This is a genomic window from Anaeromyxobacter sp. Fw109-5, assembly GCF_000017505.1.
GTDB lineage: Bacteria > Myxococcota > Myxococcia > Myxococcales > Anaeromyxobacteraceae > Anaeromyxobacter.
Map to the genome: position 1 here is coordinate 4560086 of NC_009675.1, position 17636 is coordinate 4577721.

Consider the following 17636-nt stretch of genomic DNA (forward strand, 5'->3'; position numbering starts at 1 on the left):
AGGACGCTGCGCGGTTCGCGTCGCGAGTGGCGCGTCAGGCGCCTCACCGCAGCGGCATCGTCAGCGTGAACACCGTCCGCTCGCCGGGCGCGGAGCGGACCTCCAGCGTGCCGCCGTGCGCCGTCGCGATGGCGCGCGCGATGAACAGGCCGAGGCCGAGCCCGTCCTTGCCGCCAGCGCGGTCGCGCTCGCCGCGACGGAACGGATCGAAGAGGGTCGGCAGGAGCGCCGGAGGGATGGGCGCTCCGTCGTTCGCGACCTGGACGATGGCGCGCTCGCCGGCCGCGCGCCACGAGACGTCCACCGTCGAGTCGAGCGGGCTGTAGTCGAGCGCGTTCGAGAGCAGGTTCGCGATGATCTGGCAGAGGCGGTCCGGATCCCACTCTCCGTGGACCTCCGGCGCGCCGCTCGCCCTGACATGCCTGCCCGGGTGGGACGCCTCGCACTCCTCGGCCACCGAGCGGCAGAGCGCGCCCAGGTCGGAGGGCTGGCGCCGCAGCGGGATCCCGGTGCCGGCCCGCACGCGCGCGTAGTCGACGAGGACCGCGATGATCCGCTGCATGCGCTCGGCGTTCCCGGCGATCCGCTCGCCCAGCCGCGTCACCGCCGCGGGATCTCCCGCCTGGCGCACCACCAGCCTGGCGGAGGTCGTGATGGCGGAGAGCGGGTTCCGGAGGTCATGGCCGACGATGCCGAGCACGTTCCGCTGGAACTCGGCGGCCTCGCGCTCGGCGGTGATCTCTCGCACCAGCACGCCGAGCCCGAAGATCTCGTCCTCGACCCGCACCGGGTACCAGCTCTCGACCCAGTGGCGCAGCCGCCCTGGCGCGGCCGGCGTCTCACCGGAGAGCTCCACGTCGAGCTTCGGCTGGCCGCTGCTCAGCACCTCGCGGAACGCCGCCTCCACCTCGTCGTTCGGCAGGTCCGGCATCAGCTCGCGCGGGGTGCGACCGGCGTGCGCCGCGGCGGGGAGGCCGTTGATCTCGGCGAGGCTCGGGTTCACCCGCACGAAGCGCAGCTCGCGGTCGATGAGCCCGATGCCCATGGGCGCGTAGTCGAAGATCGCGTCGAGGGTGGCGCGCGCGCGCTCCTCTCCGACGCGGGCCTGCCGCTCCGCGTCGAGCAGGCGGGCGCGCTCCAGCGCCTGCGCGCACTGCTGCGCGGCCGCGAGGATGAGCTCGCGCTCCTCGCCGTCGAAGACGCGCGGCTCGTCGAACCCGAAGTTCACGACACCGAGCACGCGGTCGCCGACCTTCAGCGGCAGCGCGACCAGCGCGTGCATCCGCGCGGTGTGCGGGGCCCACCTCGGCAGCTCGGGGAATTGCGCGGAGAGCTGCGCTGCGCCCTCCACCCAGATCGGCTCGCCGCGCCGCACCGCTTCGGCGCCGGGGAGCGGTGCGTCCAGCGGTACGAGACGCGCGCGGCCGTGCTCCGCCTCCGCGCCCCCGACGGCGGCGGCGAACTGCAGGCGCACCCCAGCCGCGTCGAGCAGGTACGCGACGGACGACGACGCCCCGAGCGCCTCCTTCGCCTGCATCACGAGCACCCGGGCGACATCCGACGAGGTGCTCGCTCGCGACAGGGCCGCCGTCACGGCCTGCAGCCGCGCCAGCCGGTCCCGGGCCTGCAGCGCCCGGCGGCGCTGGGTGCGCTCCGCCTCGAGGAGCTGCGCGCGCCCGAGCGCCTGGGCGCACTGCTCGGCGACGGCGAGGAGGAAGTCGCGCTCGTCCTGGCCGAAGGCGCGGGGCTCGGCGAACCCCAGCGACAGGGCGCCGAGCACGTACCCGTGCCCGACGAGCGGCATCGCCACGCCCGCCCGCACCCCGAGCTGGGCGGCCGTCTCCGCGAAGGCCGGGAAGCGCTGGAACTCCTCGACGTTCCCGAGCCAGATCGGCTCGCGCCGGCGCACGACCTCGGAGACCGGATAGGAGTCCCTGGTCGAGATGCGCGGAAAGCGCCCCCGGACGGCGTGCGCCCCCGACTCCTCGGCGAGGACGAGCTCGTCCCCCTCTAGCAGGCGCAGCGACCCCGCGCTCGCGCCCGCCGCGACGCGCACCCGGTCGACCACCAGCTGCGCGATCGCCTCGGCGGTGTCGGCGCGCGAGAGCCCCGCGGTCACCTCCTGGAGGAGCTTGAGCCGGCGCGCGCTCTCCTCCGCCCGCTCCCGCGCGCGCTCCGTCTGCTCCTGTCGATCGCGTGCGTCGCTCATGTCCGTGATGAGCACGCAGACGCCGCCTCGCGCGCCGACGTCGGGCAGCGGGAAGTACGAGCAGATCCACCCGCGCGCGCGGTCGCCCGGCGGCACCGGCTCGAGCGGAACGTTCCTCCGCGGCCGACCGGACGCGAGCACCGCGCGCGCGATGGCCTCCGAGCGCTCCACCGCCGCGCGGCGCGGGTCGTCGGGGAGGAGCCGCAGGATCTCCGCGAGCGAACGGCCGACGTGCGCCTCGGGAGGCAGCCCGTTCATCGCGGCGAGCGCGTCGTTCACGCCGACGAACCGGAGGTCCGCGTCGAAGACCGCGATCCCCGCCGGCCCGCTCCAGAGCGCGTCCACGAGCGCGTTCTTGAGGTCGCGAACGTTCAAGCTCCCGGGCTCCGCGGCGAGCATCGGCGATCCTGCGAGAGGGACGATTCGCTTCATTTTCCTCGCTCGGCGGCGGCGCGGCGCGCCCACCGACGCGACGACCCCAACGGAGTCGGCGCGGCGCCCGCGCGTCCCACGGGAGCGCGAGGCCGGCCGACATCGGGCTCGTGGAATGGCGCCCGGGGCGGCAGCGCGCATCGGGTGTTCACCCGATGCGACGATCAGGCGCAGCGCAGCGCCTCGGCGAGCGCGCGCGGACCGGCCCGGAAGACCTCGAGCGCCTCGTCGGCGGGCGAGCGCCCGGACGTCGCGCGCTCCACGAGCGGCGCGAGCCAGACGCGCTCGTCCTCCCCGCGCTCGCCGCAGCAGCGCTGGCGGCAGAGCCCCCCCGCGGCGACGTCGAGGAGCCCGCGGGCGATCTCCTGGATCGACCGGCCGTCCGGCGCGCGCCCGGCGAGCGCCTCGCGACCGGCCGTGCGCATGAACGCACGGCGCTCGGCGATCGTGAAGGCCTCCACGCTCTCCCACGCCGCGGCGCGCGCCTGGCGGTCGTAGAGGACTCCCTTCCAGAAGGCCAGCAGCGCCTTGGCCATCGCCGGCGAGCACGCGTCGGCCGCCCGCACCTCGACGACGCCCTTCACGCGCACCTCGGGGAACACGGTCGTGAGGTGGTCCTCCCAGTCCGACAGCGTCGCGCGCTCCCCCTCGAGCCCCTCGGCGAGGAACCGCCGGAAGGTCCGTCCGCCCGTCTCGCGGTAGGCGCCCGCGCGCCGCAGGAAGATCATCGGCACGTCGAGCGCCCACTCGACGTAACGGCGGTACGGCTCCGCCTGGAAGCCGGGCTCGAACGCGAACGGCAGGAGGCCGGAGCGCGCGGGATCGGTCTCCTCCCACACCGCCGTGCGGTAGCTCTTCCAGCCGATCTCGCGCCCCTGCACGATCGGGCTGTTCGCGTAGAGCGCGGTCACCGCCGGCTGGATCGCGAGCGCCACGCGGAGCTTCTCCGCGAGATCCTTCTCTCCGGAGAAGTCGAAGGACGCCTGCGCGGAGGCGGTCATCGCCATCATGTCCGGCGCGAGGCGCCCGCGCGCCGAGAGGAACGGCCGCATGATCTTGTAGCGGTTCTTGGGCATCCACGGCGTGGTGGCGGGGGTCCCCCAGGGCCGGTAGCCGACGGCGAGGAACTCGACCCCGAGATCGCGCGCCAGCGCGGCGCACTTCTCGATGTGCCGGTCGAGCTCCGCCGCCACCACGTGCACGTCCGCGAAGGGGCGCCCGGACAGCTCGAGCTGTCCCCCCGGCTCGATCGAGATCGTGAGGCCGTCGTTCTGGGACGCGATGATGCGTCCCTCCTCCTCGAAGGGCTCGTAGCCGAAGCGCGTGAAGCCGCGCAGCACGGCGCCGACGCCGTCCGGCCCCTCGTACGGGACGGGGTCGAGGGTGCCGGCGCGCAGCATCAGCTTCTCGTGCTCGAGGCCCACCTTCCACCCTTCGCGGGGCCGCTCGCGCGCGCGGAACCACGCGACGAGATCCTCGACTCCGGTGACGACGGGTGACTCGTGGGTGCGGGCGTCGAGCGACATGCGGCCGGACTGTATAACGGCGCACCGCCCGGTCCCCCCACGGAAAGCTTCCGCCCGGGCTCGGTCGCTACCGCCCGTCCGCCGCGCCCTCGCGCGTGGCCGCGCCGCCCGGGGCGGACGCGAGCAGGTCCTCGAGGAAGAACGCCGCCAGCTCGGCGCGACCGGCCAGCCCGGCCTTGCGGTACACGGACAGCGCTTGCTGGCGGACCGTCCGCTCGCTCGTCCGTCGGACCTCCGCGATCTCCTTGCTGGCGAGCCCCTTGAGGAGCAGCAGCGCGATCTCGCGCTCTGCGGGCGAGAGCTCCCAGCGGGTGAGCTGGTGGTCGATGGCGGCGCCGAGCCCACGCAGGTGCTCGTCCGCCTCCGCCCTGAAGCGGGCCGCCTCCGCTCGCGCCCGGCCGAGATCCACCTGGAGAGCGCCCGCCTGGCGCCGCGCGGCAGAGAGCTGGCGCCACAGCAGGAGGGTCCCGAGGAGGGCCGCGGCCATCGCCGCGAGCTCGACGAGCAGGTGCGCGGGCGAGCCGCCCGCCCGGGCGTCGGCCACCACGTCGACGCCGACGAGGAGCGCGACGCCGAGGAGGATCGCGGCCGGAACGGCCAGCGCGGCGGGGCGCACCGCCCCGTCATCCGACGCAGCGAAGCGCGCCAGCCCCCTCATCCCGCTGGGGTTTTCGTCGTGCGTCATCCGTCGCATGGCCGCCGCGGTCGCGGGCGCCAAAGGTCCGAAGCGAACCGTCACCGGAGAACGAGCATGTCGACCCTACCGCTGCACCCCGCCTTCGTCCACCTGCCCCTCGGGCTCGCGCTGGCGGTCCCGCTGGTCGCGCTCGGGCTGGCCCTCGCGCACCTCCGCGGCCGCGTCCCGAGGAGCGGGTTCGCCATCCTGCTCGGCCTCCAGGCCCTCCTCGTCGCCTCCGGCGTCGTCGCCCTCCAGCTGGGGGAGCGCGACGAGCACCGCGTCGAGGCCATCGTCGCCGAGCGGGTGATCGAGGCCCACGAGGAGCGCGCGGAGGCGTTCCTGTGGGCTGCGGGCGCGGTGCTCGCCGCCGCGGCGGCGCTCCTGCTCGTTCCCCCGCGCCTCGCCCGCGGGCTCTCGGCCGCGGTCGCGCTCGCCACGATCGGCGTCGCCGCGCTCGCCGTCCGGACCGGGGAGGCGGGCGGCGAGATCGTCTACACCCACGGCGGCGCGAGCGCGTTCGCGCCCGGCGCGGCTCCCACGGGCGTCGCCGCCCGCGCCGCGCACGGCGAGCGGGACGACGAATGACGGCCGGCGCGACCTGCCGGGGCGGGAAGCGTCCACCTGCGCCCACCGACCACCCTGTGGGCTGCGGGCATGAAACCGTCCCCTGGGCGTTCTGCGGTATGGGGTCGGGGGCGGACCGTTCTGCTTGCGGACCCCTCCCCCCCACCCTATCCTCGGACGATACGTAGGTTTTCTCGCTTGCCCGATCCCAGACCCCCTACGCCCAGGCGCCCCCGCATGATCCGCCCGTTCCGGCTGCTCACCACCCTCGCGGCCACGGCCGCCCTGGCGCTCGGCGTCACCGTCCGGTTCGTGCGGGCGGAGCCCGACGCCGCCCCCGCGGTCGCGTACCGCGGCGCCGTGCCGGCCCACGCGAAGGCCGACGCCGCCGGCGAGTACCGGCTCGATCGCCTGCCGATCCTCTCCCAGGTGATCCTGAAGGTGAAGGACAACTACGTGGACCCCGCGCGGTTCGACCCGAAGAAGATGGTCGTGGCGTCGCTGGAGTCCGTCGAGCGAGCCGTCGCGGAGGTGATGGTCCAGGGCGACGAGAAGTCGCCCAAGCTGACGCTCACCGTCGGGTCGTCGCAGCGGGACCTGGACCTCACGGGCGTGGACTCGATCTGGAAGATCCGCCTCGTGCTGGGCGAGGCGATGGGCTTCATCCAGGACCACCTCGTCGCGCACAAGGAGCTGAAGGACATCGAGTACGCGGCGGTGGCCGGGCTGCTCTCCACCCTCGATCCGCACACGAACCTCCTCGAGCCGAAGTACTTCAAGGAGATGAAGCTCCAGACCCGCGGCGAGTTCGGCGGGCTCGGCTTCGTCATCGCCATGCGCGACGGGAACCTCACCGTCGTGAAGGTGCTCAAGAACACGCCGGCGCAGCGCGCCGGCATCAAGGCGAAGGACGTCATCGCTCGCATCGAGGAGCAGTCCACCGTCAACATGGACCTGCAGGACGCGGTGGATCGGCTGCGCGGCAAGCCGCAGACGAAGATCTCGATCACCGTCCAGCGCAAGGGCGCCGAGGCGCGCAAGCTGAGCCTGCTGCGGGAGGTCATCAACGTCGAGACCGTCGCGCAGGCGAAGCTGCTCGAGGGCAACGTCGGCTACGTGCGGCTCTCGCAGTTCTCCGCCAACACCACCCGCGACCTCCTCGGCGCGCTCCAGCAGCAGCGGGCCCAGGCGGGCGGCAAGCTCGAGGGGCTCGTCCTCGACCTGCGCGGGAACCCGGGCGGCCTGCTCGAGCAGGCGATCCAGGTCTCGGACCTCTTCCTCTCGCAGGGCGTCATCGTGAAGACGGTGGGCGGCGGCGACCGGCAGCGCATCCACGAGGTGAAGGAGGCGAGCAGCGACGCGAGCGACCTCGCGACGCTCCCCCTGGTCGTCATCGTGAACAACAGCTCCGCCTCGGCGAGCGAGATCGTGGCGGGGGCGCTCAAGAACAACGACCGCGCGCTCGTCATCGGGCGCCAGACCTTCGGCAAGGGCTCGGTGCAGGTCCTCGACGACCTCGACGACCCCACCGGCTCGGGCGAGCAGTCGGCGCTGAAGCTCACCATCGCGCAGTACCTCACCCCGGGTGACCTCTCCATCCAGGAGGTCGGCATCACGCCCGACGTGCTGCTCCTCCCCGGCCGCGCGCTGAAGGAGCAGGTGAACTTCTTCGCGCCGCCGCGCTCGATGGGCGAGGCGGATCTCGACGGCCACCTGATGAACCCGGGCGGCGCGGGGCCCGCCGAGGTCGCGAAGGCCGAGGCGAAGAAGCGGCGCGTCGAGAAGGCGCCGCTCGAGCTGCGCTACCTGCTCGACGAGAAGGAGGACCAGGTCGCGAAGGCGCTGAAGCGCGACCTCGCAGGCGACGCCGCCGCGGCCCACGAGGACGTGTTCGAGCTCACGCCCGAGCAGGTCGAGGACGAGGAGGCGGAGGCGGATCCCGACCGGCTCGTGGAGGACTACCAGATCCGGTTCGCCCGCGAGCTCCTGAAGCGCGCGCCGCAGCCCGCGCGCGCCCGCCTGATGGAGTCGGCGAAGGCGCTCGTGGCGGAGCGGCAGGCGCAGGAGGACGAGCGGCTCGAGAAGCGGCTGCGCGAGCTCGGCGTCGACTGGACCGCCGAGGCGCCGGCGGGCCGCGGCACGCCGCGCCCGGTCGTCACGCTCACCCCGGCGCCCGGGAAGGATCACCGCGCCGGCGAGACGGTCTCCTGGACGGTGACGGTGGAGAACAAGGGCGACGCGCCCTTCCGCCGGCTCCGCGCCTGGACCACCGCCGAGAAGAACGCGCTGCTCGATCGGCGCGAGTTCGTGTTCGGCAACGTGCCGCCCGGCCAGCGCCGGAGCTGGACCGTGCCGCTCAAGCTGCCGAAGGGGATGGACAGCCGGCGCGACGAGATCACGCTCCACTTCGAGGAGGACGGCGGACACGCGCCCGCCGACCTCCTGACGAGCGTCGGCGTGGTGGAGGTCGCGAAGCCGGTGTTCGCCTTCAGCGTGCAGATCGACGACCGCCAGTTCGGCAACGGCGACGGGCTCGCGCAGCGCGGAGAGACCTTCGACGTGCGCCTCGACGTGCGGAACGCCGGGACCGGCGCCGCCGGCGACAAGACCTGGGTGTCCTTGAAGAACCTCGGCGACGAGAAGCTCTTCGTGAAGAAGGGGCGCGAGAGCCTCGGCGCGCTCAAGCCGGGCGAGACGAAGTCGGCGCGCATGGAGGTCGAGCTCCGCCGCGGCTCCAAGAGCGACACGCTCCCGATCCGCGTGATGATCGTCGACGAGAAGATGGAGGAGTACGTCTCGGAGAAGCTCGACTGGCCGATCGCGAAGGACGAGCAGGCCCGGACGCCGGCCTCGGGCGCGATCCGCGTCGAGGTGGCCGAGGCGACGCTCCGCTCCGGCGCGAGCGCGGCGGCGCCGGCGATCGCGACCGCGAGGCGCGGGGCGCTCATGCCGGTGGACGCGAAGATCGGCGAGTTCTTCCGGGTCGAGTGGCAGAAGGGCCGGTTCGCCTTCGTCCCCGACTCCGAGGTCCGCGCCGCCCGCGGCACGCGCTCCGGGACGATCGCCGCCGCGTGGCAGCGGGAGCCGCCGCGCATCGCCCTCGTGCCGGACCCGCAGCGGGGCGCGCCGGTCGTCGAGGGGGACAGCTGGAAGCTCCAGGGCAGCGCGCTCGTGCCGCCGTCGGCGGACCCCGACGCGCGCCTGCGCGACGTGTTCGTGTTCGTGAACGAGCAGAAGGTGTTCTTCAAGGTGCTGCCCGAGGACGCGACCACCTCCAAGCTCGACTTCTCGGCGGACATCCCGCTCCAGGCGGGCAACAACGTCGTCACCGTGTTCGCGCGGGAGGACGACGAGTTCCAGAGCCGCAGGAGCATCGTGGTCTACCGGCGCCCGCCCGCCGAGGTGGCGGCGGACGGCACGCGCAAGACGAGGCAGGCGCAGTAGGGAGAGCTGCTGGCGGGTGGTGGGAGCGGAGGGCCGCGCGGAGACGCGCGGCCCTTCGTGTTTTCGGGGGGAAACGGCCGAGATTTTCCGAACCCCCCATCCGTCCGCTAGAATTCGCGGCCATGGCGGAGGTGAAAACAGGCGCCTCCGCCCCCGGGACGAGGAGCGGGGCGGGGTTCGAGCTTCGCCTCGAGCGCGGCGGCGCGTTCGTCCGGCTCGCGGACCAGCCCATCGCCCCCGGCCTGCGGCTCGAGGCGCTCACCCTCGAGCTCCCGGACGTCCGCTTCCCGTTCGACGTGGGCAAGGGCTCCGGCCAGTTCCGGCACCGCCTCTCCGATCTGTCCGAGCTCTCCGTCGCGCTCGAGCCCTCCGTCGCGGACGGCGCGCTCTCGGCGCCGGGGCTCGCCGCGTTCGGCGTCGAGGACGTCCGCGTCGCGTTCCGCGCGGGCGCGGCCGAGCTCCTGGCCCGCCTCTCGGGCGGGCCCGCGTTCACGCTGCTCGCCGGGCTCGTGCCGGCCGGCGGCCAGGGGATCGCGCTCGTCTTCCACTCCCCGCGCATCTACGGGCCGGCGCCCATCCCGGCCGCGACGCTGCCCCACCTCGCGAGAGGGGTGCTGGACGCCCTCGGCGCGGAGTCGCTCCCGCGCGAGCCCCTGCCCGTGCTCCTCCGGCGCGTGCTCGCGCCGCGCGGCTGGAAGCTGCCGCGCATCGCGGACGTCCCCCTCGCGCGCGCGGAGCTCGCCGAGGGGCTCGTCCGCCTCGTCTGGGCCCGCGGCGCGGCGGGCCCGGCGGCCGTGTCCCCCGACGCCGACCTCCTCGCCGCCGAGGAGGGCGCCCGCGCGTTCCGGGACGCCGAGGAGCGGCTCGCCGCGGGGGACGCGGAGGGCGCGCGCGAGCGCTACCTCGCCGCCGGCAGCGCCGCGAGCTCGCACCCGTTCGCCGCGGAGCGGCTCCTCGCGCTGCTCGCCGTCGAGGAGCGCTTCCACGACGAGGCGCTCGATCTCGCCGCCGACTGGCTCGCGCGCCGGCCCGGCTTCCTCCCGGCGCTGGCGGCGGAGGCGTCGATCCGGCTCGCCCGCGGCGAGCCCGCCAGGGCGGCCCGGGCGCTGACCGCGCTCGCGGCCGGGGCGGCCGCGCGCGGAGAGACGTTCTCGGCCCTCGCCGCCGCCGAGGCCGTCCTCGCCCTCCCCGGCGCCGCGCGCGAGGACGCGCTGCGGGCCGCCGAGCTCGCGCTCTCCGTCCGGCGCGACCACGTCCCCGCGCTCCGCGCGCTGCGCGCTCACGCCGCCGCGGCGGACGATCGCGAGGGCCTGCTGCGCGCGCTGCGGCGACTCGTCGCCCACGATCCCGACGAGGCGGAGCGGGCGCGCGCCCACGCCGATCTCGGCGCGCTGCTCCTCGAGGCGGACCCGCCCGCCGCGCGACTGCACCTCGATCAGGCGCTCCGGCTCGCGCCGGAGGATCCCGAGGCGCTCGCCGCGCTGGCCCGCGCCTGCCGCGCCGCCGGGGAGCCGCTGCGCGCCGTCCGCGTCCTCGAGCGGCTCGGCGCCGCTCACCTCGCCCGCGGCGACCGCCTCGCGGCCGCCGGCGCCACGGTGGAGGCCGGGGCGCTCTGGGAGGAGGTGCTCCAGCACCCCGAGAACGCGCTCCTCCGCTACCGCGAGGCCTGCGAGCTCGCCCCGACCGCCGACGGCCACGCGCGCGCCGCCCGCGCGGCCGAGGCGGCCGGGCAGTGGGCCGAGGCCGCCGAGCACCACGCGGCGGTCGTCGCGAGCCTCGACGCCACCAGCGCCCCGGGCGACCCGGAGCGGCTCGTGCGCGCGCGGCTCGCGCTCGCCGACCTCGCGGAGGCGCGCCTCGCCGACCGCGCGGCCGCCGCCGCCCACCTCGAGGCCGCCGCCGCGCTCGCGCCCGAACGCCCCGAGCTGCTCCGGCGCCTCGCCGGCCTGCACGCGTCCCTCGGACGGGAGGACGGCGTCCTCTCCGCGCTCGACCGGCTGGCGCCGCTCCTGCCCTCCGGGCCCGAGCGCGCGGCGGCCCTGGCCGGGGCGGGCGAGGCGGCGCTCGCGCTCGGCCGCGCGGCCGACGCGCGCGGCCGGCTCGCCGCCGCGCTGGCGTCCGACGAGCGCTGCCGCCCGGCGCTCGAGGGGCTCGCCCGGCTCGCCGCGGAGCGCGGCGACGCGGCCGCCGAGCGAGACGCGCTGGCGCGGCTCGTGGCGCTCGCGGGCGCCCCGGCGGAGGCGGCGCTCGTCCACGATCGCCTCGCGGCCGCGCACGATCGCGCGGGGGACCTCGCCGGCGCCCTGCGCGCCGCCGCGGCCGCGCGGACCGCGCAGCCCAGCGCCGCGCGCCTCGAGGCGCTGCTCGCGATCGCGCGCCGCGCCGGGGACCGCCCGCTCCTCGCGGACCTCCTCGCCGAGCGCGCCGCCCTCGCCGCCGCCGCGGGAGACGCCACGGCCGCCGCCGGCGCCTGGCTCGAGCGCGCGCGCGTGCTCGCCTCCACGGATCCCGCCGGCGCGCGCGAGGCGCTCGCCGAGGCCCACGCGGCCGCCCCGGACGACCCCGCCGTGCTGCGCACCCACGCCGAGCACGCCGAGCGGACCGGGGACGCGCCGCTCGCGCTCGGGTGCCTGCGCGCGCTCCTCGCCGGCTCCCCCGCCGACGCCCCGGACCTGGAGCTCCGCGCCTCCCGCGCCGCGCTCGCGGCCGGGGACGCGCTCTCGGCCCGCGCCCACGTGGAGCGGGCGCTCGAGCTCGGCGCCGCCGGCGCCGCCGAGCTCGCCGCGACCGTCCTGGAGCGCGCCGGGGACGACGGCGCGCGCGCCGCCCTGCTCGAGCGGCTCGGCCGGCCGCTGGAGGCGGCGGAGCTGTACGCCCGCGCGGGCGCGAGCGCCCGGGCGTGCGCCGCGCTGGAGCGCGCCGCGCAGGACGCGGCCACCGCCGCCGTCGCCCTGGCTCGCCTGTCCGACCTGCGCGCCGCGGAGGGGGACGCGGCCGGCGCCGGCGCCGCGCTGCTCGCCCTCGCTCGGCTCACGCCGGGTCCGGAGGGTGCACGCCTGGCGCTCCGCGCGCACGACCTCTCCTCGGACCCCTCGGCGCTCGACCTCGCCCTCGCGCGCGACGGGTCCCTCGCCGAGGCCCGGGCGCGGCGCGCCGCCGTCCGCGCCGACCCGGACCCACGCGCCGCCCTCGCCGACGCCGAGGTGGCGCTCGCCTCCGGCGCGCTCGCCCGGCCCGCACGCGCCGCGCTGCTCGCGCTCGCCGCGCGGTGCGCGGAGGCCGCCGGCGACGCCGCCGCCGCGCGACGCCACCTCGCGGCCTTCACCGCGCTCGCGCCGGAGGACGACGCCGCCCTCGCCCGCCTCGCCGCCCTGGAGCGCGCGGCCGGCGCCCGCGACGACCTCGTCCGCACCCTCACCCGCCGCTTGCCCCTCGCCTCCGGCCCGGACGCCGTCGCGCTGCGGCTCGAGCTGTCCGACGCGCTGGCGCCGGAGGATCCCGCCCGCGCCGCGTTCCTCGCCCGCGAGGCGCTGGCGGCCGAGCCCGGCTCGCTCCGCGCCCTCCGCGCGCTCGCCGAGCCGCCCCGCTGCGCGCACGTCGCGCCCGCCGAGCGCGCGGCGCTCCTCGAGCGCCTCGCCGCCCACCCCGCGCTCGCCGCCGCGGACGCCGGCGCCGTGCTCGCCGCGCGCGCGAGGCTGCTCGCCGACGCGGGCGATCCCGCCGGGGCGCTCGCGGCCCTCCGCGCCGCCAGCGGGCGCGGTCCCCTGGACGAGGCGGCCCTCGAGCTCCGCGCCGCCCTCGCCGGCGCCGCGGGAGAGGCCGCCGAGGCGGCCGAGGCGCTCCTGGCGCGCGCCGCCGCCGGCCGCGATCGGGGGGATCCGGACGCGGCCGAGCGGCTCGCCGAGGCCGGGCTCGCCGCGGTGGCGGCGGGCGTCGCGGGCGGCGAGGAGGCGCTCCGCGAGGCGCTCGCGCGAGCGCCGGAGCGCGAGACCGCGCGCGCGGTCCTCGAGGAGCTCGTGCGGCTCGCCCGGGAACGCGGCGACGCGTCCGGCGAGCGAGCCGCGCTCCTGGCGCTCCTGCCGTTCCTCCCGACGGGCGCCCGGCCTGCGGCGCTGCTGCGCCACTCGGCCCTCGCGCTCGCGCAGGAGGACGTCGCGCTCGCGCGCGCGAGCGCGGAGGAGGCGCGGGCGCTCGCGCCGCGCGATCCCGCCGCGGTCGAGGCCTGCCGGGCCGCGGCCGAGCTGGCGGGGGACCTGCGCGCCGTCGCCGAGCTCCTGGGAACCCTCGCCGCGCTCCAGCCGGAGCTCGCCGGCCTGCGGCTGCTCGCCCGCGCCCGCATCCTCGACTCCCTCGGCGAGGCGCGCGGCGCCGACTCCTCGTTCGCGGAGGCGCTCGCGGCGCTCCCGCCGGACCGGGCGCTCGCGGACGATCACGCGCGCCTGCGTCGCCGCACGGCGCTCGCCCGCCCTTCCGAGCCCCTCGAGGCGTTCGCCCGCCGCGCCGGTCCCGCGGAGGCGGCCGCCGCCCTGCGCTCCGCCGCGGCGCTGGCGCTCGCGGCGGGGGAGCCGGACGCAGCGCTCCGCTGCGCGCGGGGGGCCCACGCCCTCGCGGGCGACGACCTCGCCTTCGCCGGTCCGCTCCTCGCGCGGCTGCTCTACCTCGGCGGCGCCGTGCGGGAGGCGCTCGCGCTCGGGGCGCGGCTGCTCGATGCGGAGATCGACGCCGGAGAGGCGATCGGCCTGTGCGACGAGCTCGCCGAGCTCGCCGCCGACGCCGCCGAGCCGGAGCTCGCCCTCGCGGCCCTCGACCGGCTCCTCGCGCTGCGCCCCGGGGACGTCGGGGCCGCCCGTCGCCGACTGGCGCTCGATCCCGATCGGAGGCGCGGCGCGCTCGTGCTCTCCGACGCCGCCGAGGCCTGCCGCTCCGAGCGGGCGCGCGCGCTCGGCCTCGCCGACGCAGCGGCGGCGGCGCTCGGCCCGGCCGGCGACGCGGAGCTCGCGGCCAGGCTGTTCGCCCGCGCCGAGGCCGTCGCCGCACGCGCCCCCGTGCTCGCCGCCGAGGTGGTGCGGCGCCGCGCGGACGCCCTCCGCGACGCCGGCGCGCCTCCCGGAGAGCTCCTCCCGGCGCTCGACGGCGCCGCGCAGGCGGCCCTCGGCGTGGGCGACGCCGCGTCCGCGGCCGCGCTCCTCGAGGAGCTGGCCAGCCGCGCGCGGGCGGCCGCGAGACCCGCCGATGCGGTGCGCGCGGTCCTCGGCCTCGAGCGCCTCGCCGCGGAGGGAGGCGATCCGGCTCGGGCGTCGCAGCTCGCACGCGAGGCGGCCGCCCTCCTCCTCGAGACGGGGGATGCCGACGACGCCGCCGTGGCGCTCCGCCGCTCCGCCGCGCGGCACCCGCCGTCCGCGGAGGCGGGCCTCCCGCTCCTGCTCGAGGCGCTCCGGGCGAGGCCGCGCGAGCGGGCCGAGCTGCTGCTCTCCCGCGCGACCGCCGCGGCCGGTGCGGCACGCGCCCGGCTGCTGCTCGACGCCGCCGAGGCCCTCGACGCCGACCGGGACAGGGCGCGCGCGGCGGACGCCCGCCGCGCGGCGTTCGACGCCTGCCCGTCCGACGATCGGGCGTTCGCGGCCGCGCTCGCCGACGCCGGGGACGATCTCGGTCGACGGGTCTCCGTGCTCGCCGCGCGCGCCGCCGCGTCGCCCGGCGAGGCCGCCGCGTGCCACCGCGCCCGAGGGGACGCGCTCCTGGACGCCGGCGCGCTCGAGCGCGCGACCGCCGCGTACGAGGACGCGCTCGCCGTGGATCCCGAGGACGTCGCCGCCCTCGCCGCGTGCGTCGCCGCGGCGCACGGCGATCGCTCCGCCTCCGAGCTGGACCTGCGCCTCGTCGTCCGCGCCGAGGCCGCCGGCGACGTGCCGCCCGACCAGGAGGCGGCGGCGCGCTACCGCCTCGGCCTCACCGCGGTGGACGACGGCCACTTCGCGGAGGGCATCCCGCACCTCGAGCGCGCCCTCTCGCTCGCTCCCGCCGATCCTCGCGCGGAGCATGCCTGGGCGGCCGTGGCGGGCGCGCACGCGGGCGCGGAGGCGCCGGCCTGGGACGACGGGCGGACGGAGGATCCCGTTCGCCCCGGGCCCGACGAGGGGCGAGCGGTCGAAGCCGCTCCGACCTCGACCCCGCTCCTGGATGCGAGCGGCCCGGCGACGGAGCCGGCAGCGGATCCTGCTCCCCCCGAGCCCGTCGCAGAGGGCGCGATCGCCTCCCCTGCCATCCCGAGCTTCCGGGACGAGCCGTCCTTCGAGTGGAACGCGCCCCCGCGGGAGCTCCCGCCCCCCGCTGCGTGGGAGGAGCTCACGCTCGACGCGGACGGCTCCGGCCCGACGCTCGCGGAAGCGCAGGCCGAGGATGAGGATGCGCCCGCGCTCGCCCACGACCTGGCGAGCGCGGCCGAGCTGGCGGCGCTGGGCGACACCGGCATGGCTGGCGAGGCGGACCCGGCCCCCGCTTCCCGCGAGGATCCGCTCGGGGACGACCGGGGTCACGACCCCGCCGCCGGGGTCGAGCCGCAGGAGGCGCCGGCTTCGCCGCCGCCGGGCGAGCACGACCCTCGCGTCACGGCCAGCGCCTGCATCGAGCGTGCGCTCGCCACCGAGGTCCCCGCCGATCGCGCCGCCGCGTTCCTCGCCGCGGGCGGGATCCTCGCTCGCGCCGGAGCGTCTGCCGACGAGGTCCGCGAGCTCCTCGACGTGGCGTGCGACGCCGACCCCGACTCCGCCGGCGTGTTCCAGGCGCGGGCCCGCATCGAGGCGGCGCTCGGGGACCCCATCGGCGCGGCCCGCGCGCTCCTGTCCGCGTCCATCCGGGCCGAGGGTGACGAGGCCGGAGCCGCTGCGCTCGAGGCGGCGCGCCTGTTCGAGGAGGCCGGCGCTCGTGGCGACGCCGCCCGCGCCTACCGCGCCGCGCTGCACGCGCAGCCGGCCGCCCCCGCCGCGCGCCTCGCGCTGGCCGAGGCGGCGCTCGAGGCCGGTGACGTCGCCGCCGCGAGCGAGCACCTTCGCGCGATCGAGCTCTCCGCGGTCCCGGGCTCCGAGCGCGCCGAGCCCGCGCGCCGCATGGCCCGCGCCCTCGAGCGCGCCGGCCTGATGGCCGACGCCGAGCGCACCTGGCGCACGGCCCTCGAGCTCGACCCGACCTACGCCGAGGCGTTCGACCGGGCCGAGGCGCTCGCGGTGGAGGCGGCGGTGGGTGGGCCGGCCTCGGCCTCCGTCGCGGACGCGGACCCTGTGGCCGCCCATTCCGAGCCCTTCGACTCCGCGGCCTCCGGCAGCGCTGCTCAGGACACGCTGCACGCCGTCCCGAGCTCGTCGAAGGACGGCGCGGAGTCGAGGGAGGACCCCGCCGCCCTCGGCCGCGCCCTCATGGCCGCCGGCGAGCACGACGGCGCGCGGAGGGCCCTCTTCGCCGCGCTCGAGCGCGAGCCGTCCGACCTGACCGTCGCGCGAGACCTGTCGCGGGTCGCGGAGAAGCTCGGCCGCTTCGACGACTACGTCCAGCTCGGCGAGCTGTGCGCGGACGCCATCGCCGCCTACGACCCCCTGGCGGCGGCGGCCCGGTACCGGCACTTCGCCGACGTGCTGCGCGGCCGGCTCGGCGCGCCCGAGCGCGCGGTCGTGATGCTCGAGAAGGCGCTCGCCCTCGTCCCGGACGAGACCGAGGCGCGCCGCGCCCTGGCCCAGCTCCTCGGCGGCCGTCCCGGCGCCACCCCCCGGGCCCTGGAGGCCTGGCTCGAGATCGTGCGCGGCGATCCGGCCGACGCGGAGGCGCTCGGCGCCGTCGCCTCGCTCGCGGCCGCCGGCGCGCAGGTGGGGCCGGCGCCCGAACGCGCCCGCCTCGCCGAGCGCGCACGCCTGGCGGCCTCCCTCGCCGCGTTCGTGGCTCCCGGCGAGGCGCCTCCGGCCTCTCCCGCTCGCCTCGCGCAGGTGACGCCGGGGCTCCGGGACCGCGTCGCCGCGCCCGGCGCGACGGGTCCGCTCGCGCGGCTGCTCGCGCTGCTCTCGCCCTGGCTCGAGCCGCTCTTCCCGGCGGACCTCGCCCGCCGCGGCGCGACCCCCTCCCACCGGCTCGCGCCGCCCCGCGAGCCCGCCCTCCGCGCCGCCCTGGACGACGCGCGCGCCGCGCTGGGCGGGCGCACGTTCGCGGCCTTCCTGGTGGACGCGCCCGGCGCGGAGATCGCGCTCGAGAACACGCAACCCGCCGCGCTGGTGGTGGCGTCCGGGCTCGCGACGCTCTCGCCCGCCGCGCTCGCCTTCGCCGCCGCGCGCGCCGTGGATCTCCTCGGGCACGGCTGGGCGCTCGCGGGGAAGTTCGCGCCGCGCGACGTGGCCATCCTGCTCGAGCTCGCCTGCCGCTTCGCGGGCGGAGCGCCCCCTTCGCACGGCCTGCCGCCCGAGCGCGCCGGCGCGTTCCTCGGCGCGCTCGAGGCGACGGTCCCGGCGCCGGTGCGGGACGGCGCCCGCGCGCTCGCGCGGGAGGCCGCCGACGAGCTCGGCGCGACGGACCCCCGCGCCCTGACCGCCGCGCTCCGGCGGACCGCGAACCGCGTCGCGCTCCTGCGCGGGGGCGATCCCGGAGCTGCGCTCGGGGTGCTGCAGCGCAGCGCCGGACGTCCGGGCGACGCTCCTCCGGCGCCCGCGCAGGCGCTCGCCGTCGCCGACCTGCGCGACGTGGCGCTCTTCGCGCTCTCGGATCCCTTCCTCGAGCTGCGCCTCGCGGCGCTGGGATGATCGGC

At 77.8% G+C, this 17636-nt stretch carries 6 protein-coding genes; 3 read left to right on the forward strand and 3 right to left on the reverse strand.

Annotation, left to right across the window (positions count from 1 at the left end; translation table 11 throughout):
• Window positions 1-43: 43 nt before the first annotated feature.
• From ANAE109_RS23730 to ANAE109_RS20095, 3 genes are all read right to left on the reverse strand, one after another.
• Window positions 44-2584 (reverse strand): GAF domain-containing protein, encoded by a 2541-nt coding sequence (locus ANAE109_RS23730; RefSeq protein WP_158305918.1) that lies wholly within the window; start codon window positions 2582-2584, stop codon window positions 44-46.
• 221 nt (window positions 2585-2805) lie between these two features.
• Complete coding sequence (locus ANAE109_RS20090) at window positions 2806-4167, reverse strand: glutamate--cysteine ligase (protein WP_012098726.1); 1362 nt, start codon at window positions 4165-4167, stop codon at window positions 2806-2808.
• A 67-nt stretch (window positions 4168-4234) separates the two neighbouring features.
• Window positions 4235-4825 (reverse strand): helix-turn-helix transcriptional regulator, encoded by a 591-nt coding sequence (locus tag ANAE109_RS20095; RefSeq protein WP_234945191.1) that lies wholly within the window; start codon window positions 4823-4825, stop codon window positions 4235-4237.
• A gap of 93 nt (window positions 4826-4918) precedes the next feature.
• Between ANAE109_RS20095 and ANAE109_RS20100 the strand changes: the two genes are divergently transcribed.
• The 3 genes from ANAE109_RS20100 (at window position 4919) to ANAE109_RS20110 (ending at window position 17631) form a co-directional block, all read left to right on the forward strand.
• Entirely contained in the window at window positions 4919-5431 is a 513-nt protein-coding gene (locus ANAE109_RS20100) for a hypothetical protein (protein WP_012098729.1), read from the forward strand.
• A gap of 216 nt (window positions 5432-5647) precedes the next feature.
• Window positions 5648-8854: an MXAN_5808 family serine peptidase gene (locus tag ANAE109_RS20105; RefSeq protein WP_041448549.1), complete on the forward strand. Its 3207-nt coding sequence runs from the start codon at window positions 5648-5650 to the stop codon at window positions 8852-8854.
• A 122-nt stretch (window positions 8855-8976) separates the two neighbouring features.
• The gene (locus ANAE109_RS20110; protein ID WP_041448550.1) at window positions 8977-17631 is read left to right on the forward strand and encodes a hypothetical protein; all 8655 of its coding nucleotides are present in this window, start codon (window positions 8977-8979) and stop codon (window positions 17629-17631) included.
• Window positions 17632-17636: the final 5 nt, after the last annotated feature.

Excerpts from the sequence above, each read along its gene's own strand:
- ANAE109_RS20095 (WP_234945191.1), bottom strand. The coding sequence starts at position 4,825 with ATGAGGGGGCTGGCGCGCTTCGCTGCGTCGGATGACGGGGCGGTGCGC.
- ANAE109_RS20090 (WP_012098726.1), bottom strand. The coding sequence starts at position 4,167 with ATGTCGCTCGACGCCCGCACCCACGAGTCACCCGTCGTCACCGGAGTC.
- ANAE109_RS20100 (WP_012098729.1), top strand. The coding sequence starts at position 4,919 with ATGTCGACCCTACCGCTGCACCCCGCCTTCGTCCACCTGCCCCTCGGG.
- ANAE109_RS20110 (WP_041448550.1), top strand. The coding sequence starts at position 8,977 with ATGGCGGAGGTGAAAACAGGCGCCTCCGCCCCCGGGACGAGGAGCGGG.
- ANAE109_RS20105 (WP_041448549.1), top strand. The coding sequence starts at position 5,648 with ATGATCCGCCCGTTCCGGCTGCTCACCACCCTCGCGGCCACGGCCGCC.